Annotated in this window: 16 protein-coding genes; 10 read left to right on the forward strand and 6 right to left on the reverse strand. The window is 62.4% G+C overall.

The window, feature by feature from the left end:
- Nucleotides 1-5 precede the first annotated feature (5 nt).
- Nucleotides 6-1,985, reverse strand: coding sequence for a bifunctional tRNA (5-methylaminomethyl-2-thiouridine)(34)-methyltransferase MnmD/FAD-dependent 5-carboxymethylaminomethyl-2-thiouridine(34) oxidoreductase MnmC (mnmC, locus tag QIW53_RS25985; protein WP_371052438.1), 1,980 nt, complete (start codon nucleotides 1,983-1,985; stop codon nucleotides 6-8).
- A 168-nt stretch (nucleotides 1,986-2,153) separates the two neighbouring features.
- On the opposite strand from mnmC, the gene pap reads away from it, so the two are divergent.
- Together pap and QIW53_RS25995 are read left to right on the forward strand one after the other, a co-directional pair.
- Nucleotides 2,154-3,665, forward strand: coding sequence for a polyphosphate:AMP phosphotransferase (pap, locus tag QIW53_RS25990; protein WP_371052440.1), 1,512 nt, complete (start codon nucleotides 2,154-2,156; stop codon nucleotides 3,663-3,665).
- Nucleotides 3,666-3,778: 113 nt separating this feature from the next.
- Nucleotides 3,779-4,963, forward strand: coding sequence for a thiolase family protein (locus tag QIW53_RS25995; RefSeq protein WP_371052442.1), 1,185 nt, complete (start codon nucleotides 3,779-3,781; stop codon nucleotides 4,961-4,963).
- A gap of 135 nt (nucleotides 4,964-5,098) precedes the next feature.
- Here the strand turns inward: QIW53_RS25995 and QIW53_RS26000 are convergent, their stop codons facing one another.
- Nucleotides 5,099-5,293 carry a DUF6316 family protein gene (locus tag QIW53_RS26000; protein ID WP_371052443.1) on the reverse strand — a complete coding sequence of 65 codons (195 nt, stop codon included), beginning with the start codon at nucleotides 5,291-5,293 and terminating at the stop codon, nucleotides 5,099-5,101.
- Between the two features lie 200 nt (nucleotides 5,294-5,493).
- Here QIW53_RS26000 and QIW53_RS26005 point away from each other — a divergent pair, with 200 nt between their 5' ends.
- Nucleotides 5,494-6,453, forward strand: coding sequence for a DMT family transporter (locus tag QIW53_RS26005; protein ID WP_371052444.1), 960 nt, complete (start codon nucleotides 5,494-5,496; stop codon nucleotides 6,451-6,453).
- 100 nt (nucleotides 6,454-6,553) lie between these two features.
- Here the strand turns inward: QIW53_RS26005 and QIW53_RS26010 are convergent, their stop codons facing one another.
- Nucleotides 6,554-7,948, reverse strand: a complete 1,395-nt coding sequence (locus QIW53_RS26010; RefSeq protein ID WP_371052445.1) for a class II fumarate hydratase — start codon at nucleotides 7,946-7,948, stop codon at nucleotides 6,554-6,556.
- 192 nt (nucleotides 7,949-8,140) lie between these two features.
- Between QIW53_RS26010 and QIW53_RS26015 the strand changes: the two genes are divergently transcribed.
- The 5 genes from QIW53_RS26015 to QIW53_RS26035 all read left to right on the forward strand — a co-directional run bounded on the left by QIW53_RS26015 (nucleotide 8,141) and on the right by QIW53_RS26035 (nucleotide 12,471).
- Nucleotides 8,141-8,662 carry a DUF2059 domain-containing protein gene (locus QIW53_RS26015; RefSeq protein ID WP_192306129.1) on the forward strand — a complete coding sequence of 174 codons (522 nt, stop codon included), beginning with the start codon at nucleotides 8,141-8,143 and terminating at the stop codon, nucleotides 8,660-8,662.
- A gap of 13 nt (nucleotides 8,663-8,675) precedes the next feature.
- Nucleotides 8,676-8,975: a BolA family protein gene (locus QIW53_RS26020; RefSeq protein WP_371052446.1), complete on the forward strand. Its 300-nt coding sequence runs from the start codon at nucleotides 8,676-8,678 to the stop codon at nucleotides 8,973-8,975.
- 102 nt (nucleotides 8,976-9,077) lie between these two features.
- Nucleotides 9,078-10,019 carry an oxygen-dependent tRNA uridine(34) hydroxylase TrhO gene (trhO, locus tag QIW53_RS26025; RefSeq protein WP_371052447.1) on the forward strand — a complete coding sequence of 314 codons (942 nt, stop codon included), beginning with the start codon at nucleotides 9,078-9,080 and terminating at the stop codon, nucleotides 10,017-10,019.
- 3 nt (nucleotides 10,020-10,022) lie between these two features.
- A complete protein-coding gene (locus QIW53_RS26030; RefSeq protein WP_371052448.1) occupies nucleotides 10,023-10,661 on the forward strand; it encodes a DsbA family protein in 639 nt (212 codons plus the stop codon).
- A complete protein-coding gene (locus QIW53_RS26035) occupies nucleotides 10,654-12,471 on the forward strand; it encodes an ABC transporter ATP-binding protein (RefSeq protein ID WP_371052450.1) in 1,818 nt (605 codons plus the stop codon). Before QIW53_RS26030 ends, QIW53_RS26035 begins: the two co-directional genes overlap by 8 nt.
- A 1-nt stretch (nucleotide 12,472) precedes the next feature.
- On the opposite strand, the gene QIW53_RS26040 is transcribed toward QIW53_RS26035, so the two are convergent.
- Entirely contained in the window at nucleotides 12,473-16,612 is a 4,140-nt protein-coding gene (locus QIW53_RS26040) for a hypothetical protein (RefSeq protein ID WP_371052452.1), read from the reverse strand.
- A gap of 217 nt (nucleotides 16,613-16,829) precedes the next feature.
- Between QIW53_RS26040 and QIW53_RS26045 the strand changes: the two genes are divergently transcribed.
- Together QIW53_RS26045 and QIW53_RS26050 are read left to right on the forward strand one after the other, a co-directional pair.
- A complete protein-coding gene (locus QIW53_RS26045) occupies nucleotides 16,830-19,289 on the forward strand; it encodes an EAL domain-containing protein (RefSeq protein WP_371052454.1) in 2,460 nt (819 codons plus the stop codon).
- A 78-nt stretch (nucleotides 19,290-19,367) separates the two neighbouring features.
- Complete coding sequence (locus QIW53_RS26050) at nucleotides 19,368-20,129, forward strand: TenA family transcriptional regulator (RefSeq protein WP_371052455.1); 762 nt, start codon at nucleotides 19,368-19,370, stop codon at nucleotides 20,127-20,129.
- A 175-nt stretch (nucleotides 20,130-20,304) separates the two neighbouring features.
- Here QIW53_RS26050 and sugE read toward each other — a convergent pair whose 3' ends face one another.
- Both sugE and QIW53_RS26060 read right to left on the reverse strand, forming a co-directional pair.
- A complete protein-coding gene (gene sugE / locus QIW53_RS26055; RefSeq protein WP_192306145.1) occupies nucleotides 20,305-20,619 on the reverse strand; it encodes a quaternary ammonium compound efflux SMR transporter SugE in 315 nt (104 codons plus the stop codon).
- Nucleotides 20,620-20,735: 116 nt separating this feature from the next.
- Nucleotides 20,736-21,701 (reverse strand): bile acid:sodium symporter family protein, encoded by a 966-nt coding sequence (locus tag QIW53_RS26060; protein WP_371052456.1) that lies wholly within the window; start codon nucleotides 21,699-21,701, stop codon nucleotides 20,736-20,738.
- Nucleotides 21,702-21,825: the final 124 nt, after the last annotated feature.

The following is a 21,825-nucleotide window of genomic DNA, read 5'->3' on the forward strand; positions in this document are numbered from 1 at the left end:
GCGCGTCAGGCCTTGCGAATCAACCGACGCAAGGCAAAGCGGTTTGGATGACAGGCCTCGGCCACCGCTCGGGGCACCGGCAACGGTTCGCCATCGAGCCAGGCGGCGAGCAATTCGCCGGACAAGGGCGCCGTCACCAGGCCCCGGGAGCCATGGCCACCGTTGACGTACAAACCGTCCAGCCATGGGCAAGGGATGTCCGGTATCTGCCGGGCATCCTTGCTCAGCACGCTGTACGCATCGGCAAAGGCCTCGGCATCGGCCAGCGGGCCGACGATCGGCAGGTAGTCCGGACTGGTGCAGCGAAATGCGGCGCGGCCTTCCAGCGCCTCCGGCTGCAAGTCATCGGCCTTGAGACGGGTCACCAGGTCCGCCGAAATCTCTTCGAGCATCTGCAGATTGCCGGCGTGCTCGGCCGCCGTGGGTTCCAGGTCCTGGCTGTTGAAGTCAAAACTGGCGCCCAGGGTGTGTTCGCCCAGGCGTACCGGCGCGACATAACCTTCAGCGCAGACCACGGTGCTCAGGACCTGGCTTTCAGGTGTCTGCGGCAGGCGGGTGATCTGGCCGCGAATGCGCTTGAGCGGCAGGTGGCGGGTGTACGGGAAACGCTGGATCTCGGCAGCGCCGGCCAGTACCACCACCGGGGCATCGGCCAGCAAACGTTCGCCATCCCACGCCTGCCAGGTGCCTTGCGCGTGGCGCAGTTGCAGCACATCGTGGTGGGGCAGTACCTGGATGTTCGGGTGGCTCGCCTGCCAGCGGCATAACGCCGGTGGGTGTGCCCAACCGCCTTCGGGGAAAAACAACCCGCCTGAGGCCAGGCCGATACCGGCACGGGCCTGGGCCTGTTCCTGATCCAGCGTATGCAGCAAGTCATGGGGAAATGCCTGCGCCAACTGCGCCTGGCGCTCGGCTTCCTTGGCGTTGAACGCCAGTTGCAACACGCCGCAACCGTCCCAGTCCAGACCACGATGCAAGTGTTCCAGCGTGCGCCGGGTGTAGCCGAAACCGCTGAGGATCAACTGCGACAGCGTGGTGCCGTGGGCCGACAACTTGAGGTACAGCACGCCTTGGGGGTTGCCCGAGGCTTCCTGCGCCAGGCCATCGCGGCGCTCCAGCAGGCTGACCTGCCAACCCCGTGCCGCGAGGCTGGCAGCCGTCGCACAACCGGCCATGCCCCCACCGATCACCAGCGCGCGGCGTTCGCCGGCCGGCGGTTGCGGGCGGGCAAACCAGGGTTTGTCTGCGGCAGGAGGCGGGACGTCCTGTGGCCAGCCAAGGAATGCACCGCGCAGGATTTCCCATTTGTGGCCGATGCCGGGGGTGCGCTTCATCTTGAAACCCGCCGCATTCAGGAGGCGCCGTACCCAGCCGGTGCTGGTGAAGGTGCTGATGGTCGAACCGGGGGCTGCCAGCCGGGCCAGCTCGGCAAAGAGTTCGGCGGTCCACATGTCGGGGTTTTTCGCCGGGGCGAATCCGTCGAGAAACCAGGCGTCTATCTTTGCGTCCAGTTGCGGCAGCTGTTCCAGCGCATCGCCGATCAACAGGGTCAGGGTCACACGGCCTTCGGCCAGCACCAGGCGCTGGAAGCCCGGGTGGATCGCCACGTACTGCGCCAGCAACTGATCGGCCCAGGGCTTGAGTTGCGGCCATAACCCCAGTGCCCGTTGCAGGTCGGCGAAGCTCAGCGGGTACTTTTCGACGCTGACGAAGTGCAGTCGCGCACCGGCCACCGCCTGTTGTTCGAACAGTTGCCAGGCACAGAGGAAATTCAGGCCGGTGCCGAAACCGGTCTCGCCAATCACCAGTCGTCCACCTGCCGGCAGCGCGGCAAAACGCTCGCGCAAAGCGTTCTGCTCAAGGAACACGTAGCGGGTTTCATCCAGCCCGGACAGGTCGGAAAAATACACATCGTCGAACACCCGCGAACGCGGGAGCACTTGGTCGTCCCAGTCGAGTTGGGCGTGGGGCAGGACAGGTTTCATGGCAGGCTCGGTAACGGCAAGGGCGCCATTCTAGCCGATCGCCGGGGTTGATCCATGACCCAGCGCATGCCCGCCCTTCTTCGTGGGACCGAGCCCCGACATTGACGGAGGTCCTGATGGGCGTGTGTTTTTCCGCTAGGCTTGTGCAATCTTGAAAGGGAGCGGTCCATGTTCGAATCTGCCGAAATCGGTCACGTCATCGACAAAGACACCTACGACGCCGAAGTACCGGCGCTGCGCGAAGCCTTGCTCGAAGCTCAGTTCGAGCTCCAGCAGCAAAAGCGTTTTCCGGTGATCATCCTGATCAACGGCATCGAAGGCGCGGGCAAGGGCGAGACGGTGAAGCTGCTCAATGAATGGATGGACCCGCGCCTGATCGAGGTCCGTACCTTCGACCAGCAGACCGATGAGGAACTGGCCCGCCCGCCCGCCTGGCGCTACTGGCGAATGCTGCCGGCCCAGGGGCGCATGGGCATTTTCTTCGGTAACTGGTACAGCCAGATGTTGCAGGGCCGCGTCCATGGCGTGTTCAAGGACCCGCGACTCGACCAGGCCATCAATGGTGCGGAGCGCCTGGAGAAAATGCTCTGCGACGAAGGCGCGTTGATCTTCAAGTTCTGGTTCCACCTGTCCAAGAAGCAGATGAAGGCGCGGCTCAAATCCCTGGCCGACGACCCGCTGCACAGCTGGCGCATCAGCCCGCTGGACTGGCAGCAATCCCAGACTTACGACAAGTTCGTCAAATACGGCGAGCGCATATTGCGCCGCACCAGCCGCGACTACGCCCCGTGGCACGTGATCGCCGGGATGGACCCGCGTTATCGCAGCCTGGCGGTCGGCAAGATCCTGCTCGAAGGCCTGCAAGGCGCCTTGAAACGACCCGACATCCACCCGGAGAAAGTCAGCGCCGCGCCCTTGGTCAGCAGCGTCGACCGGGTGAGCCTGCTCGACAGCCTCGACCTGACCCGGCGTCTGGAGAAGGCGGATTACGAAGAACTGCTGATCGCCGAACAGGCGCGGCTCTCCGGGCTGATGCGCGACAAACGCATGCGCCGCCACGCCCTGGTCGCGGTGTTCGAAGGCAACGACGCGGCAGGCAAGGGCGGGGCGATTCGTCGGGTGGCGGGGGCACTCGATCCGCGCCAATACAGCATCGTGCCCATCGCTGCGCCCACCGAGGAAGAAAGGGCGCATCCCTACCTGTGGCGGTTCTGGCGACACATACCGGCACGGACCAAGTTCACCGTGTTCGACCGTTCCTGGTATGGCCGAGTGCTGGTCGAACGGGTCGAAGGTTTTTGCAGCCCTGCCGACTGGCTGCGAGCCTATGGCGAGATCAATGACTTCGAAGAACAGCTCGCCGATGCCGGCGTGGTGGTGGTCAAGTTCTGGCTGGCCATCGACAAGGACACGCAGATGGAGCGCTTCGAGGAACGCGAACAGACCCCGTTCAAACGTTTCAAGATCACCGAAGACGACTGGCGCAACCGCGAAAAGTGGGACGCCTACCGGGCGGCGGTTGGCGACATGGTCGACCGCACCAGCACCGAGATCTCCACCTGGACGCTGGTGGAAGCCAACGACAAGCGCTGGGCTCGGGTCAAGGTGCTGCGCACCCTCAACGATGCCCTGGAAGCGGCCTTCGAAAAGTCCGACGGGCACGGCAAAAAACGCAAGTAGTTCAAAGTGCGGGCCGATGGTGACGCATACGCCGGGTGAATGATTGTCGCGGGCGCTGAGGGCTGGACTTATGCTCGGTCCACTCTCAACCGACAACAACAATGAGGTATGCCATGCGTGAAGTGGTGATCGTCGACAGCGTGCGGACCGGCCTGGCCAAGTCCTTTCGTGGCAAGTTCAACCAGACCCGCCCGGACGACATGGCGGCCCATTGCGTCAATGCACTGCTGGCCCGCAGCGGCATCGACCCGGCGAGCGTCGAGGATTGCATCGTCGGCGCCGGCTCCAACGAGGGCGCCCAGGGCTACAACATCGGGCGCAACGTCGCGGTGCTGTCGCGCCTGGGCACCGGCACGGCCGGCATGACCCTCAACCGGTTCTGCTCCTCGGGCCTGCAGGCGATTGCCATCGCGGCCAACCAGATCGCCTCGGGTTGCAGCGACATCATCGTTGCCGGTGGCGTCGAATCCATCAGCCTGACGATGAAAAGCGTCAACACCGACAACCTGATCAACCCGCTGCTCAAGGAGCAGGTGCCGGGAATCTACTTCCCCATGGGCCAGACCGCCGAAGTGGTCGCCCGCCGTTACCACGTCAGCCGTGAAGCCCAGGACCTGTATTCCCTGCAAAGCCAGCAGCGCACCGCCCAGGCGCAGGCAGCCGGGTTGTTCGATGACGAAATCGTGCCGATGACCGTGAAATATCGGGTCGAGGACAAGGCGAGCGGCCAGGTGCAGATTCTCGACGGCGTGGTCGACCGCGACGACTGCAATCGCCCGGACACCACCCTGGAAAGCCTGGCCGGGTTGAAACCGGTGTTTGCCGAAGACGGCTCGGTCACGGCGGGCAACTCGTCGCAGCTCTCCGACGGCGCGTCTATGACGCTGGTGATGAGCCTGGACAAAGCGCTGGAGCTGGGCTTGAAGCCAAAAGCGTTTTTCCGTGGGTTCACGGTCGCCGGTTGCGAACCGGACGAAATGGGCATCGGCCCGGTGTTCTCGGTGCCGAAACTGCTCAAGGCCAAGGGCTTGCAGGTCGCCGACATCGATCTGTGGGAACTCAACGAGGCGTTCGCCTCGCAATGCCTGTATGCCCGTGATCGGTTGGGCATCGATAACGAGAAGTACAACGTCAACGGCGGTTCGATTTCCATCGGCCACCCGTTCGGCATGACCGGTTCGCGTCAGGTCGGCCACCTGGTTCGCGAGTTGCAGCGGCGCAATCTGCGTTACGGCATCGTCACCATGTGTGTAGGGGGAGGGATGGGGGCTTCCGGGTTGTTTGAAGCGGTGCGGTGAAGCGTGAGATTTGCGGAGATTGTTAGATAGCTATCGCGAGCAAGCCCGCTCCCACAATGGATCTTCCGTGTTCGGAAGGTCCATGTGGGAGCGGGCTGGCTCCGGGCGGCGATCCGACGATGGGAGCGACTCGGTCTAACGTCCGGCACTCAACGCCTGCATCCGCCCAATATAAGCCTCGATCTCCAGAAGCGCCTTCTCCATGCTGTCAAAAGGCCCCTCCAGGGTGTTTTCCCGGGTGCTGAAGTACAGCTCGCCGTTCACCCGACTCACTCGGTCGCTGCGAAAGTGCGTGGCGGGGGCCTTGTCCTGGGCGCGCATGCCTAACATGGGGATCTCCTGAAAGTGGGTGGCTGTCATCAGCTTATGCATGAACCCCTTGCGCCGCCCGCCAATCCGATCGACGGCCACCGCCCATTTATCGTTGCGACCCGCACAGTTTCATTCGCGTCCGCGCGCCAACTGTCCCTGTGTACCTCGGGCCGCTGCGCCTAGAATGACGGTTTCCGCCATCTGGCCCTGAGGTACGCATGCACATTTCATCCGGTCGCTGGGTTTACGGACTGTTCCTGGCCCTGTTGACCGCGCTGTTGTGGGGAATCCTGCCGATCAAGCTCAAGCAAGTGCTGCAGGTCATGGACCCGGTGACCGTCACCTGGTTTCGGCTGATGGTCTCCGGCAGTTGCCTGTTCCTTTACCTGGCGGCGACCCGGCGCCTGCCCAGCCGCCAAGTGCTCGGACCACGCGGTGGCTGGCTGGTGGCGATGGCGGTGTGCGGGCTGGTCGGCAACTACGTGTTGTACCTGATGGGCTTGAACCTGCTCAGCCCCGGCACCGCGCAACTGGTGGTGCAGATGGGTCCGATCATGTTGCTGATCGCCAGTGTGTTCGTGTTCAAGGAAAGATTCAGCCTGGGGCAGGGCATAGGCCTGTTGGTGCTGTTGATCGGCTTCGGACTGTTTTTCAACCAGCGCCTGACCGAGCTGCTCACTTCGCTGAGCGACTACACCGCCGGCGTGCTGCTGGTGTTGCTGGCGTCCACGGTCTGGACGTTCTACGCCTTGGGGCAGAAGCAATTGCTGACGGTGTGGAATTCGTTGCAGGTGATGATGGTGATCTATCTGTTCTGCGGGCTGCTGTTGACGCCGTGGGTCCATCCGCTCGAAGCACTGCAACTCAACCCGCTGCAAGCCTGGCTGCTGTTGGCGTGCTGCATGAACACGCTGATTGCCTATGGCGCGTTCGCCGAGGCACTGGCGCACTGGGAAGCCTCGCGGGTCAGTGCGACGCTGGCGATCACACCCTTGGTGACCTTCGGGGCGGTGGCCGTTGCGGCCTGGATGTGGCCCGACTTTGTACATGCCGAGACGATCAATGGTCTGGGTTACGGCGGGGCGGTGCTGGTGGTGCTGGGGTCGGCGCTGGTGGCCCTGGGTCCGTCGCTGATCACCGGGCTGCGCGCGCGCCGGGCACGGATGGCGGCCGGTTAGACCGCGTTGCTGCCATCGCGAGCAGGCTCGCTCCCACAGGTGTTCCCCCACCTGTAGGAGCGGGCTTGCCCGCGATGGCAGTGTGTCAGGCGCTGAACAATCAGCCCTTGGCCCCAGCCTCCAGCATATTCTCCGGCCTCACCCAGGCATCGAACTCTTCATCGGTCAGATACCCCAACTGCAACGCCGCCTCGCGCAAGGTCAAGCCTTCGGCATAGGCCTTCTTGGCGATTTCCGCCGACTTGTCGTAGCCGATGTGCGGATTCAGCGCCGTGACCAGCATCAGGCCCCGCTCCAGGTGCTCAGCCATTTTCCCGGCATCCGGCTCCAGCCCGGCGATGCAATGCTGCTGGAAGTTGCTGCAGCCGTCGGCCAGCAGGCGGATCGATTGCAGCAGGTTGTGGATGATCACCGGTTTGAACACGTTCAGTTGCAGGTGCCCCTGGCTCGCCGCGAAACCGACGGCGACATCGTTGCCCAGGACCTGGCAGGCCAGCATCGACAGCGCTTCGCACTGGGTCGGGTTGACCTTGCCCGGCATGATCGAGCTGCCGGGTTCGTTGGCTGGCAACTTGACCTCGGCGAAACCGGCACGGGGGCCCGAGCCCAGCAGGCGCAGGTCGTTGGCGATTTTCATCAGGGTCACGGCGAGGGTTTTCAGCGCGCCCGACAGGGTGGTCAGCGGTTCATGGCCGGCCAGCGCGGCGAACTTGTTCGGCGCAGTGACGAACGGCAGGCCGGAGAGCGCTGCCAGTTCGGCGGCGATGGCTTCGGCGAAACCCTGTGGCGAGTTCAATCCGGTGCCGACCGCCGTGCCGCCCTGGGCCAGTTCACAGACGGCCGGCAGTGCGCTGCGGATCGCCCGTTCGCTGTAATCGAGCTGTGCGATGAAGCCCGAGAGCTCCTGGCCGAAGGTGATAGGTGTCGCATCCATCATGTGGGTGCGGCCGGTCTTGACCAGCTTCATGTGGCGTGCGGCCAACTCCGCCAGCCCGCCGGACAGCTCGCTGACCGCCGGCAGCAGATGATGCTGCACCGCCTGGACCGCCGCGATATGCATGGCGGTGGGGAAACAGTCGTTGGAGCTCTGGGAGCGGTTGACGTGATCGTTGGGGTGCACCGGCGACTTGCCGCCGCGCGGGTTGCCGGCCAGTTCGTTGGCACGCCCGGCGATCACTTCGTTGACGTTCATGTTGCTCTGGGTGCCACTGCCGGTCTGCCAGACCACCAGCGGGAACTGGTCGTCGTGCTGGCCGTCGAGCACTTCGTCGGCGGCCTGTTCGATCAGGCGGGCGATATCGGCAGGCAAGTCGCCATTGCGGTCGTTGACCCGCGCTGCGGCTTTCTTGATCAGCGCCAGCGCGTGCAGTACCGCCAGCGGCATGCGTTCGTTGCCGATGGCGAAGTTGATCAGCGAGCGTTGCGTCTGAGCGCCCCAGTAGGCTTCTTCCGGGACTTCAACCTGGCCAAGGCTGTCGGTTTCGATACGGCTCATCGTGCTCACTCCTGAAGGTCCAATTGCGCAGTTTAGGCCGTGCATGCCGGCCGTGGTTCCATCGGTCTGGTTTTCGACCATTCAACCCTTCTAAATCAGGCCCGGCAAGGCTTGGGCTTGAGTGACACAGATTTTTAGGCGCAGAATGGTCGCCCTTGGGGTTTTACCTCGCCTGCTAGAAAAGGAAACTCGATGACTCGTCTTCGTGCCATCTGTACCGCGGTTGCACTGGTTTGCGCCAGCGGCCCTGTCTTTGCCGATACCGCCAGCCACAACGCCAGTGCCGAGGCTTTCCTGACCCTGGCGCATGCTGACAAACTGGGCACCCCGGTGTACATGCAAGTGCAGCAGATGTTCGCTCAACGCTTTGCCCAGACCAAAGCGCCCGAGTCGAAAAAAGCCTTGCTGGAAACCTACCAGGCCAAAGCCAACGCCGCGCTGGACCAGGCCATTGGCTGGAACAAGCTCAAGCCGGACATGGTCAAGCTCTACACCACCAACTTCAGTGAATCCGAACTCAAGGACCTGGTTGCCTTCTACCAGTCGCCACTGGGCAAGAAAGTCTTGGAAAAAATGCCGCAGCTGACCCAGCAATCGGCCCAGATGACCCAGGCCAAGCTGGAAAGCGCGGTGCCGGTGGTCAACAAGCTGCTGGCCGACATGACGGCCGAGCTGGAGCCAAAAGCTGCCGCTCCTGCCAAGAAGAAGCCTTGACCGGAGCCCGGGCATGACCATGCAACAACGCATCGAATCGACGCTGGGCCTGCTGCAGCCCGAATTCCTCCAGGTGCTGGACGAAAGCCACATGCACAGCCGTGGGGTGCAAACCCACTACAAGGCGGTGGTGGTCAGCCAGCAGTTCGAAGGACTCAATCGCGTCAAGCGCCACCAGAAGGTCTACGGCACGCTCGGCGAGCTGATGGGCGAGTTCCATGCGTTGGCGCTGCATACCTACACCCCGCAGGAATGGGCACAGGTCGACACGGCTCCGGCCTCGCCGACCTGCGCTGGCGGCAGCAAGCATTGACCCCAGGTTTTTTGCTAGAATCCGCAACGCGCCGCTCACCCGGCGCGTTTTTTTTTGAATCCGGTTCACCCCTTACGAGGGTAGCCACCTGGAGAATCACCCATGACACAACAGATTGTCGTGGCGGCACTGTATAAGTTCGTCACCCTGGAAAACTACGTCGAGCTGCGCGAGCCCCTGCTGCAAGCGATGGTCGACAACGGCATCAAGGGCACCCTGCTGATCGCCGAGGAAGGCATCAACGGCACCGTCTCCGGCAGCCGCGAAGGCATCGATGGCCTGCTTGCCTGGTTGAAGAACGACCCGCGCATGATCGACATCGATCACAAGGAGTCGTACTGCGACGAGCAGCCGTTCTATCGCACCAAGGTCAAGCTGAAAAAGGAAATCGTCACCCTGGGTGTCGACGGTGTAGACCCGAACAAGCAGGTCGGCACCTATGTCGAGCCGCAGGACTGGAACGCGTTGATCAGCGATCCGGAAGTGCTGTTGATCGATACCCGCAACGACTACGAAGTGTCGATTGGCACCTTCGAAGGCGCCATCGATCCGAAGACCACCAGTTTTCGTGAATTTCCCGACTACATCAAAGCCAACTTCGACCCGGCCGTGCACAAGAAGGTCGCGATGTTCTGCACCGGCGGCATTCGCTGCGAGAAGGCCTCCAGCTACATGCTCAGCGAAGGCTTCGACGAGGTCTATCACCTCAAGGGCGGCATTCTGAAGTACCTCGAAGAGGTGCCGCAGGCAGAAACCAAATGGCAGGGCGACTGCTTCGTCTTCGACAACCGCGTGACCGTGCGTCATGACCTCAGCGAGGGTGACTACGATCAATGCCACGCCTGCCGTACTCCGGTTAGTGTGGAGGATCGCGCCTCCGAGCACTACGTGGCCGGCATCAGTTGCCCGCATTGCTGGGATAACCTGAGCGAGAAGACCCGCCGCAGCGCCGTAGACCGGCAGAAACAGATCGAGCTGGCCAAGGCTCGCAACCTGCCTCACCCGATCGGCTACAACTACAAGCAAACTCCTTCCGAGGCCTGAACCATGTCTGCATGCCGCCTGCTCTATGTGATGGACCCCATGTGTTCCTGGTGCTGGGGCTTCGCGCCGGTGGCCAAAGCGCTGGTCGAGCAGGCGCAGGCGGCCGGTGTGGACGTGCACCTGGTGGTGGGCGGCTTGCGCACCGGCAGCGGTTCGGCGCTGGAGCCGAGCACTCGGCGCTACATTCTCGAGCATTGGCAAGCGGTCACCGAGGCCACGGGCCAGCCGTTCAAGACCGAAGGCGCGCTGCCCGAAGGTTTTGTCTATGACACCGAGCCGGCCTGCCGAGCGCTGGTCACCGCCCGCAGCCTGGCCCCCGATTGCGCCTGGACCTTGCTGGGCCTGATCCAGCAGGCGTTCTACGTCGAGGGTCGCGACGTCACCCACGCCAGCGTGCTGGTGGAGCTGGCGGAGCAGGCAGGTGTGCCGCGCATCGAGTTCGCGGCCGCATTCGACCGGGCCGACATGCACACGGCGACGGCAGCCGACTTCACCTGGGTCCAGGACCTGGGCATCGCCGGTTTCCCGACCCTGCTGGCCGAACGTGACGGTCAACTGGCCTTGCTGACCAATGGTTACCAGCCCCTGAGCGTCCTCTCACCCTTGCTCGGCCGTTGGCTGGAGCGCGCCGCCTGTGCATGAGCGGCTTGATGAAACAGCGGCTACCCGACGTGTCGATCGACTGAGCTGGGCGGAAATACGCCGCCTGGCCCTGCAGCACAAGAAAGCCCTGTGGATCGCCAATGGCGTGGCCTTGCTGGCGACCTTGTGCAGCGTGCCCATCCCCTTGCTGCTGCCCTTGCTGGTGGACGAAGTGCTGCTGGGGCATGGCGATTCTGCATTGAAGGTCATGAACCACCTGCTGCCTCAGGGCTGGCAGAAAGCAGCGGGCTACATCGGCCTGATGCTGCTGGTGACCTTGTTGCTGCGCTGCGCGGCCCTGTTGTTCAACGTGGTGCAGGCCAAACTGTTCGCGGCCCTGGCCAAGGACATCGTGTACCGCATCCGCACCCGGTTGATCGAGCGGCTCAAACGCATCTCACTGGGCGAATACGAAAGCCTGGGCAGCGGCACCGTGACCACGCACCTGGTGACCGACCTCGATACCCTGGACAAATTCGTCGGCGAAACCCTCAGCCGTTTCCTCGTGGCCATGCTGACCCTGGTCGGCACCGCGAGCATCCTGATCTGGATGCACTGGAAGCTGGCGCTGCTGATCATGCTGTTCAACCCCCTGGTGATCTACGCCACGGTGTTGCTGGGCAAGCGCGTCAAACACCTGAAGAAGCTCGAGAACGACAGTACCTCGCGATTCACCCAGGCGCTGACCGAAACCCTCGATGCCATCCAGGAAGTCCGCGCCGGCAACCGCCAGGGCTTCTTCCTCGGCCGCCTCGGCCAGCGTGCCCGGGAAGTGCGGGACTACGCCGTGACATCGCAATGGAAAACCGATGCTTCGAACCGGGCCAGCGGTTTGCTGTTCCAGTTCGGCATCGACATCTTCCGTGCCGCCGCCATGCTCACAGTGCTCTTTTCCGACCTGTCCATCGGCCAGATGCTCGCGGTGTTCAGCTACCTGTGGTTCATGATTGGCCCGGTGGAGCAATTGCTCAACCTGCAATATGCCTACTACGCCGCCGGTGGCGCGCTGTCGCGGATCAACGAATTGCTGGCCCGGGCCGATGAGCCCGAATACCCGGGCGGTGTCGATCCGTTCTACGGCCGCGAGACCGTCGGCATCGAAGTCCAGGGGCTGAGCTTCGGCTACGGCGACGAACTGGTGTTGAACCAGATGAACCTGTCGATTGCCCCCGGTGAAAAGGTCGCGATCGTCGGTGCCAGCGGTGGCGGCAAGAGCACGCTGGTGCAGTTGCTGCTGGGCCTGTACACGCCACTGGCCGGGACGATCCGCTTTGGCGGTTCGACCCAGCAGGAGATCGGCCTGGAAGCCGTGCGGGAAAACGTTGCCGTGGTCCTGCAACACCCGGCGCTGTTCAACGATACCGTGCGGGCCAACCTGACCATGGGCCGTGACCGCAGCGACGAAGCCTGTTGGCAGGCCCTGGAAATCGCCCAGTTGCACGCCACCATCCGCGAGCTGCCCAATGGCCTGGACAGCGTCGTCGGCCGTTCCGGCGTGCGTTTGTCCGGCGGCCAGCGGCAGCGGCTGGCGATTGCGCGAATGGTGCTGGCGGAGCCTAAGGTGGTGATTCTCGACGAAGCCACCTCGGCCCTGGATGCCGCCACCGAGTACAACCTGCACCAGGCGTTGGCCCGGTTCCTGAGCCAACGCACCACGCTGATCATTGCCCACCGCCTGTCAGCGGTGAAGCAGGCCGACCGGGTCCTGGTGTTCGACGGCGGGAAGATTGCCGAGGATGGCGACCATCAACAACTGATTGCCGATGGCGGGTTGTACGCCAAACTCTACGGCCATCTGCAGCAGTTGTAGGTCACTTCCACAGTACCTGCAGGGCATCGGCAGCGCCGTCGTGACCGAACGCCTTGATCACCACCGAGCAACTGTTGCACGGCGGCATGGTGGTGGCCACGTCGACCGAGGCGAGCAGGCTGTTCTGCGGGTACTTTTCCCTGAGTGTGCTGATCAGCTTGGCTTCACTGTCCAGGGAGGTCGGGCGGCGGGTCATCTGCGGTGTGTAGGTATCGATGTCCTTGATGGTGTGGGGTATGGCCAGCACCTTTCCATCGCCTGAGAGGTTCAGCGACGTTCGGGTGAAGGTCTGCCCGAAGTCGACATTGAAGTAAGTGGTGCCGTTGACGATCACCCCATCAGGCGTAAAAGGCGCCTTGAACAGCGGCAGCTCTGCGGTGAGGCCCAACCCTCCCGACACACTGACATACACCTCGCGTTTGCCATCGGCGGTGACGACGTCTGCGAACGCGATGTTCCTCGGATTCTGCGATTGAAGATTGGCCGGCAGCAGCTCCTGGAACCTGTTCATGGCCCTGTTGATCTTCAAGTCACTGTTGCGCTTGACGCTGATGGTCGGTTCGACGAACAAGGTGTCGAAGATTTCTGCAGTTCGTTGGCGAAAGGCGTCCGGAGCGTTGCGGCTGCGGGACCAGGAGGCCGCGCCGTCCGCCAGCCGGGTCACGATCATGCGCGTTCGATGGTCGAACAGCACCGCTTCGCCCGGGCTGGTATCGACCTTGAGCCATTTGAGGTCGGCAGGCGGGTTGGCGTGACCGCCAATGGGAATGGCAATGTCGTCCATGGTTTTCATCGCGCGCTCCACGGCGCCTGCACCGTGAATCCTGGCCATGTTGTTGGCGTTCAGCGAGCCGATGTAGACGGTCTTCAATTCGTCGGCAAGGTCAGCGGGAAGGTTTTGCGCCGTGTGCAGGGTCAACGGTGCGAAGACACCTGACCCTGCCGGGCGCTCGGCGACATAGAAATCTCCCGGGCCCAGGCGGGTGAAGACATAGTGTTTGGGTTCATTGAGGGCCGGGACGATGATGGCGCCTGTCTCCAGGCTGTCGAACCGGTTGCCACGGCGGATCCGCACCTTGATCCGTGCGTAGAGACCCTTCTGGAACAGCAGGCGTGCATTGAGCCGCTTGTACGTGCGCAGGGCATTGAGCAGCAATGGCCGCGTTACAAACGCCGGCGTATAGACCCTGTCGCCAAACCACTCGGCAAAGCCCTTGCTCGGGTCATGGCTGCCAGGGGGCGGTGTCGGTGCCGGGGTGTGGGTGACATAGCGGGTATTGCAAACGGTGTTGGGGCCGTCCATGCGCCGTGTCCGGCAGGGGAGGTGCTTGTAGATCGACTGATCGTCGATCAGGTCGGCACGGCGCAGTTGATCGCCGTCCAGGCGATAGGGGATGTCATCGATCAGCAGCGTGGTACGGCCATCGACCTCAAGCAGTTCACGGACGTGGGCGTGGCCTGGTACCTCTACCAGGGCGTGGGATTTGGTCGCGGGCAGCATATTGAACGTCGAGCGCCCTTGCCTGAGGTTGTCGGGCTGCCGTGGCCCGTAGGGCAGGGACGTCACCGGGTCGACAAGGTGCAAGCGTCTGCCGCCCGATGTGCTGGTGTTGCGCACGAGCACGTCATCGATGCCGTTGATCGTTGCCAGTTGATCGCCATTGGACAGCGGTCTCCAACGCCCCGGGTCGCTGACCTGGTAGAGGTGGTCGGCCAGGCGATAGTGGTCTGCCGAATGTCCGATCAGGTGCTTGACGCCTTTTATGCCCAGTCGACCGAGGGTGAAGAGCGAACGGCCGATACCGCTGAACGTCGATTTCAGCAGTGACGGAATGCCGTCCAGCGGGTTGAGGTTTTGCAGCGACGCGGTGAGGAGTTTGCGGGTCAGCGTTGAATAGGATGGCAGGGTTGCCTTGACGGCCATGCGCGAAGCCCCACTGCCGAGCCTGGCCAGGCGCATCGAGCCGGAAATGAATTTGCCGATGGGCAAGAAGAATGACGCCAGGTCAAATACCAGTCCCACCCCGCCGATGACCTTCGTCTCGATGTCGTCCGACATCAGGTCCTCGATGCTGCCCCAGAAGGGCGCGAACGCTTTGACAGTGGCAATGAACGTCTCACGACGCTGCTTGCCCTCGGCCCTGAGGGTGTCGAAGGCCGTCAGGCCGCGGGCCTGCAGACGCAGATGCTGTTCGTCGACGAACAGATACTTCGCTGCAATGCGCTGAGCGATCGCCTGCAGTCTCGGCGTCAGTGCCATGGCTTCACCGATCACAATCGAGTCGGCGGGAACCGTTGCCGGGATGTGCGCCATGCTGTCGAGGCAGCCTACGCAATACGCCCTGGCGGCTGGCACCCTGCCATGAACGTGGGCAGACCAGTCCAGCAGGAGCGTTGTGCTCAGGTTCTGCTCAGGGGCGTAGGTCTGGTTGGGAATTGAGGCGTGCAGGGGAAACTCGGTGCGTACGCCATTGATGGTCGAAAACCTCAAGGTGGTTCGCTGGCATATGAAGCCTGCACTCGGGATCACCTCGTAATAGGTGATGATGTGCGCGTGGGTCACCTTGAGCAGGAAACCTTTCCTGGCCCGGACCACCTCCGATTGACCATTTTTCTTGAGGGTCTGTCGCAACCCCAGCACGTGCACGTCACCCTGTTCCAGCGCCCGACGTTCCGCCAGGGGCAGTGAGGCCAACAGGCTGGCGATCAGGGTCTGATAGGCCGCCCGCAGGGTCGAAAGGTGCTGCTCGAAGGCGGTGGAAAACTGCGCGTTGATATCCGGCAGTCGCTTGCCGGAAGCAATGGCAACGTCCCCGTGGAACACCGTTCTGTACTCGCCTTGAGGATCCAGGCGTTCCGAGTGGGTCGTTCGCTGGCTGTCGACCCGGAAGGTCTGCCGGGTTGGCGTGGTCCCGTCGGACTGCGTGACGGTCCATCTTTGTCCATCATCGAACTGGCCGTCCACGTAGACGTCGAGAAAACCGTGGCCCGGCAGTTTCAGGGTTGGCACATCCCTGGCGCCTGCGCGGTCCGCAGGGGGGAGGGCGAGCAGCCGGTGGCCGTCGGTTTCGAAGGCCTTCGCCCCCCACAGTTCATCCTTGATCCGCTTGGCCATTTGCAGTCGATCCGGCGGGCGCTCATCCAGCCGCTGCACGGCGTCGCTCAACTGTTCGCTCTGGGCCTCCAGCGCTTCCAGGGCACGTTGAATGTCCTGCGCGTCGTAGTCGGACTGGGCTTTTGCAGTCACCAGTCCCATGCAGACCGCCCATTGCAGCGCCGGACCGATCCTCAGCCGGGTGATGGTTGCAAGCTCTGGCGGCGATGCGCTGGCGCTGTGTTCCAGGGGCAGATTGATCAGCGTCTGGAAGGACAGCGGGGTGGCTCGGTCCAGGCCAAGCTCGTCGGCCAGCAGCACACCGTGCATGAAATTCACCCACACCACCGAACTTCTGTAGCGCAGATCGGACGGAATGTCCGGCACCGAGAAGTCCCTTGAGAGCCAGGTCTGCAGCACTTGCGCCAGGATGACTGATTCATGGGGGGTGGTGGCCCATCGAACGCGCAGCAGATGCTGCTCGAAATCCTCGCGCAGGGTGTCGTAGCTTTTGCCCCAATGGCTCGGATCCGACCAGTTGAAGCCGGCGAATGCGTCGCTCCGGTCCACTGACGTCGAGTGCAGATAAAAATAGAGCGCCTTGCACACCAGCATGTACCTGACGCTGACCGGTGTCTGCTCGCCAGGGCGCGCACCGTACCACCTGAGCGCTTTGAGCAGGCGGTCCGCCAGATCCTGTGCGGGTGGCGCGTCGAGTATCTGCTTGAGGTAGACCGAAGGGCGGGCGCGCAATGCTTCCTGTGAGACGGATCTCAGGGTGTCGCGCGACAGATGACCGATCAACGAAGGCTTGCCGTCCAGGAAGGTCTTGACGGTCTGGATCAGGCGGGTAAGGGTTTGCGTTGTCAGATCGAGATCGAGTCCGGGTGACGTACGCGCGAGCGCTTTGTGGCGTCTTCGATCCCGGGCTGTGGGGGTGAGGAGCCATGTGTCTATATCCGGGCCGTTGTTCAGGCCCAGGGCTTGTCTGGCGCGCTGTTCATCATCGATCGGTGAATCGGATGCAGCAAAAGGGGTCGCTGGCATGTCGCACTCCTTGTGAACGCTTCCCTTCCTGGCTGGAAGGAAAGCCGGGAGCGCAGTACATCGATTTCGAGACGCTTGCGGGTGGTACATATCTACATCCCGCGCGCGCAGGGCGGGGACGCATATCCGTCGCTTGCCGGAATTGAAAACGCCCCCTAGTCTTGCGTTAGCGATTTCGTCCGGAAGACGATCAAGCAGTGCTTAATATAGGGACCTCATGAATCAAGCGCGGACTCTCGGAACGCCACGGTTGCTGGGCATCGTATGGCCGTTTATTGCCGTGGTGCTGTTTCAGGCGCTGTTGGGCGGCGTCAGCCTCTATGTTCTTTCGGCGGTACGCGGCTATGTAGCCGGTGAAAGCCTTTGGTCGAAGGGCCAGAAAGACGCCATCTATTACCTCAATCTCTACGCCGACAGTCGTGACGAGACGATTTTTCGTAAGTTTCAGAACGCTATCGCCGTGCCACAGGGCGGGCATGAGTTGCGTGTGGCCCTGGATCGCCAGCCTCCGGACATCGAGGCGGCACGGGTGGCGATTCTCAAAGGCGGCAACCACCCGGATGACGTGTCCAGCCTGATCTGGCTGTACCTCAACTTTCGCCATTTCAGTTATCTGGAAAAGGCCATTGACCGCTGGACCGTGGGGGACGCCTACCTGGTCAAGCTCGACGAGGTGGCCCGGGAAATGCACCAGACCATCATCACCGCCCGGGCCTCCGATGCCGATATCCAGCGGTGGAAGGCGCAGATCTTCGCCATCAACGACGAAGTCACACCGGCGGCGAGAGCGTTCAGCGATGCCTTGGGGGAGGGATCACGGGTCATTCTTCGCCTGTTGCTGATCACCAACCTCGCCACCGCCCTGGGCCTGATTGTCCTGGCCCTGATGCGCACCCATAAGTTGCTCAAGCAGCGTCATGCGTTTGCCGACGCCTTGCAGTTGGAGAAGGACCGCGCGCAGATCACCCTGCAATCGATTGGTGACGGCGTGATCACCACCGATGTCGCGGGCGCCATTACCTTCATGAACCCGGCGGCCGAAGCCTTGACTCACTGGAAAGCCGAGCAGGCCACCGGTCTGCCTCTGGCTGCGCTGTTCAATGTGCTGGACGAGAATGCCCAAGCCGAGGGCTTCACCCTGATCGAGCGCATCCAGAGCGGCCAGCTCACCGGCGGCAGTGAACATTCCAAGCTGATCCAGCGCCTGGACGGCAGCACGGTGTCGGTCACGCTGGTGGGGGCACCCATCCGCAACGCGGGCAAGGTCAGCGGCACGGTGCTGGTCCTGCACGACATGACCCAGGAGCGGCAGTACATCGCCAACCTGTCCTGGCAGGCGACCCACGATGCCTTGACCGGCCTGGCCAATCGCCGGGAGTTCGAATATCGCCTGGAACAGGTGCTGCACGGCCTGACGCGACTGCCGGGGCGCCACGCCCTGATGTTCCTCGATCTGGATCAATTCAAGCTGGTCAACGACACCTGCGGGCATGCGGCCGGGGACGAGCTGCTGCGGCATATCTGCGCGCTGCTGCAGTCGGGTTTGCGCGAGGGCGATACCCTGGCCAGGCTCGGCGGCGACGAATTTGGCATCCTGCTGGAGAATTGCGCCCCGGAAGCGGCGGAGAAGATCGCCGAAAGCCTGCGCCAGACCGTGCAAAACCTGCATTTCGTCTGGAAAGGCCGACCCTTCGTCACCACCGTGAGCGTCGGGCTGGTGCACGTCAACCAGCACCCGACCACCCTCGAAACCTCACTGCGCGCCGCTGACATGGCGTGCTACATGGCCAAGGAAAAGGGTCGCAACCGGGTGCAGGTGTATCACGCCGATGACTCGGAACTGTCGCTGCGCTTCGGCGAGATGGCCTGGGTCCAGCGTCTGCACATGGCGCTGGAGGAAGATCGCTTCTGTCTGTACGCCCAGGAAATCGCGGCTCTGGGGCAAGCCGAACACGGCACGGGCCATATCGAAATCCTGTTGCGCCTGCACGATGAAGCCGGGCGCATGATTCTGCCGGACAGTTTCATTCCCGCCGCCGAGCGTTATGGCCTGATGACGTCTCTGGATCGCTGGGTCGTGCAGAATGTGTTCAAGATCATTGCCCAGTGCATCGCCGAGCGGAACCAGGGGCCATTGGCCATGTGTGCGATCAATCTGTCAGGCAGTACCATCGGAGACGAGGCATTTCTCGATTTCCTGCGAGAACAGTTCGTTACGTATTCGATACCGCCTGAAATGATTTGTTTTGAAATCACTGAGACCAGCGCGATCTCGAATTTAGGCAGTGCGATCAGATTTATCAACGAACTCAAAGGGTTAGGCTGTCATTTTTCCCTTGATGACTTTTGCGCCGGAATGTCCTCATTCGCTTACTTGAAACATTTGCCTGTAGACTTCCTGAAGATCGACGGGAGTTTCGTAAAGGATATGCTGGACGACCCGATTAACCGCGCCATGGTCGAAGTGATCAATCACATCGGGCATGTCATGGGTAAGCGTACGATTGCCGAGTTTGTTGAAACGCCTCAGATCGAGCAGGCATTGCTGGAGATCGGGGTGGATTACGCTCAAGGGTATGTCATTGAGCGCCCGCATCTGTTTACCTGCGATAGTCTGCAATGTCGTCCTGCCAGGCCTCAACCTTTGCTGTTCAAGGCGCCTGGCACGTTCCGTTGAAATTTCTCGCTGATCCTTACAATCACAATCAGAAGGAACCCGACAGTGATCGACTCATTCAACCGAACCGGACCCCTCATGGAAGCTGCAAGTTACCCCGCCTGGGCTCAGAAACTGATCCAGGACTGCAGCGAGAGTAAACGCCGGGTTGTCGAGCACGAATTGTACAAGCGCATGCGCGATAACAAGCTCAGCGCCAGGACCATGCGTCACTACCTGATCGGTGGCTGGCCAGTGGTCGAACAATTCGCGCTCTACATGGCCCAGAACCTGACCAAGACCCGCTTTGCCCGCCATCCCGGCGAGGACATGGCGCGTCGCTGGCTGATGCGCAACATTCGTGTGGAACTCAACCACGCCGACTACTGGGTGCACTGGAGTCGTGCCCATGGTGTCAGCCTTGAAGACCTGCAGGCCCAGCAGGTTGCGCCTGAACTTCACGCCCTGAGCCACTGGTGCTGGCACACCAGTTCAGCGGACTCGCTGATCGTCGCCATTGCCGCCACCAATTACGCCATTGAAGGCGCGACGGGTGAGTGGTCGGCGCTGGTCTGTTCGACGGGCGTCTATGCAGCGGCGTTTCCCGAGGAGGATCGCAAGCGGGCCATGAAGTGGCTGAAGATGCATGCCCAGTACGACGACGCCCATCCCTGGGAAGCACTGGAAATCATCTGCACCCTGGCCGGGATGAACGCGAGCAAATCCCTGCAGAGCGAACTGCGTCAGGCCATCTGCAAGAGCTACGACTACATGTATCTGTTCCTCGAACGCTGCATGCAACTGGAGCACGCGGAAAAGACCTCGGTCGCCCGTGAGCGCATGGCCCTGGCCGAGAGTTGACCTGGTGTAGATGTAGGAGCGAGCATGCTCGCGATGGTGGCTCAAACGCCGTGGAGCATCAGACCGCCCGCGTGATCGTTGACCCCCCATCGCGGGCAAGCCCGCCCCTACAGTAACGAAAAAGCCCGCTCCCTCTATGGATAGAGGGGCGGGCTTTTTCATGGGCGAAGGGTTGTCAGGTGCTGATTTTCAACCCGATCAGTCCGGCCACGATCAACGCCACGCTGGCGAGCCGGAACAGCGCCATGGACTCGCCAAACAGGATGATGCCGGCGATGACCGTACCCACGGCCCCGACACCGGTCCAGATCGCGTACGCGGTGCCCAGCGGCAATTCCTTCATGGCCAGACCCAGCAGGCCCAGGCTGATGGCCATGGCGGCAACAGTGAGGGCGGTGGGAAGAGGGCGGCTGAAGCCGTCGGTGTATTTCAGGCCGACCGCCCAGCCCACTTCAAACAGGCCGGCGAAGAACAGAATGATCCAGGACATGACAGACCTCCATCGATGACGGGGCCGTCCCCAGAGTGATGACTCGAATGAGCCGCAAGGTCGTCCTCGCGATGCGCCATAGAGTGCCCATCATCAATCCTGGGATCAAGCGCGAGTCAGTCCGAGACCCGCTGCGCCGCGCTGTCCTGATCCTGCTTCTCGCTCATCCGGCGGAAATACGTCGAGAGCAGCGCCCCGGAAATATTGTGCCAGACGCTGAACAGTGCGCTGGGCACGGCAGCCAACGGCGAAAAGTGCGCGCTGGCCAGCGCGGCGCCCAGGCCTGAGTTCTGCATGCCGACCTCCAGGGCCAGGGACTTGCGCTGGGCCAGAGGCAGCTTGAACAGGCGCCCGGTGAAATAGCCCAGCAGGTAACCGAAGCTGTTGTGCAGCATCACCACCGCCATGATCAGCAGGCCGGACTCTGCGATTTTCGCCTGGCTGGCCGCGACGACCGCCGCGACGATGATCACGATGCTCACCACCGACACCAGCGGCAGCACGTCCACCGCGTGGCGAACCCGATCACCGAGCAGGCGCTGGGCGACGACGCCGAGCACGATCGGTAGCAGCACCACTTGCAGGATCGACCAGAACAACTCCATGAACGAAACCGGCAACCAGGCCGAGGCCAGCAACCAGATCAGCGCCGGCGTCAGCAGCGGAGCGAGGAGAGTAGTGACGGCGGCGATGGCCACCGACAGCGCCAGGTCACCACGCGCCAGCCAGGTCATCACGTTCGACGAGGTGCCGCTTGGGCAGCAACCGACCAGAATCACGCCAACGGCGATTTCCGGCGGCAGGTGGAACGCCTGGCAGAGCAACCACGCCACGCCGGGCATGATCACGAAATGAGCGACAACCCCCAGAGCCACGCGCCAGGGATGGCGGGCGACTTCGGCGAAGTCTTCGAGTTTCAGGGTCAGGCCCATGCCGAACATCACCAGCCCCAGCAGCGGCACGATGGCGCTTTTCAGGCCGATGAACCACGCGGGTTGCAGGAACGCCACCACAGCGAAAATCAGTACCCAGTAAGCGAAGGTGTTGCCGACGAAGCGGCTCAATGCAGCCAGTGCGCGCATGGCTCGATCCTTATTATTCGTTTTTGGTTGCACCGTAAATCCCTCGTGGGAGCGGGCTTGCTCCGGGCGGCGTTCCGACGAAAGCGGAGTGTCAGTCAATGCACGTGTCGACTGACACTCCGCT

Origin of the sequence: Pseudomonas fluorescens, from assembly GCF_041354075.1 — a bacterium.
In the GTDB taxonomy this organism is placed as follows: Bacteria; Pseudomonadota; Gammaproteobacteria; order Pseudomonadales; family Pseudomonadaceae; genus Aquipseudomonas; species Aquipseudomonas fluorescens_CE.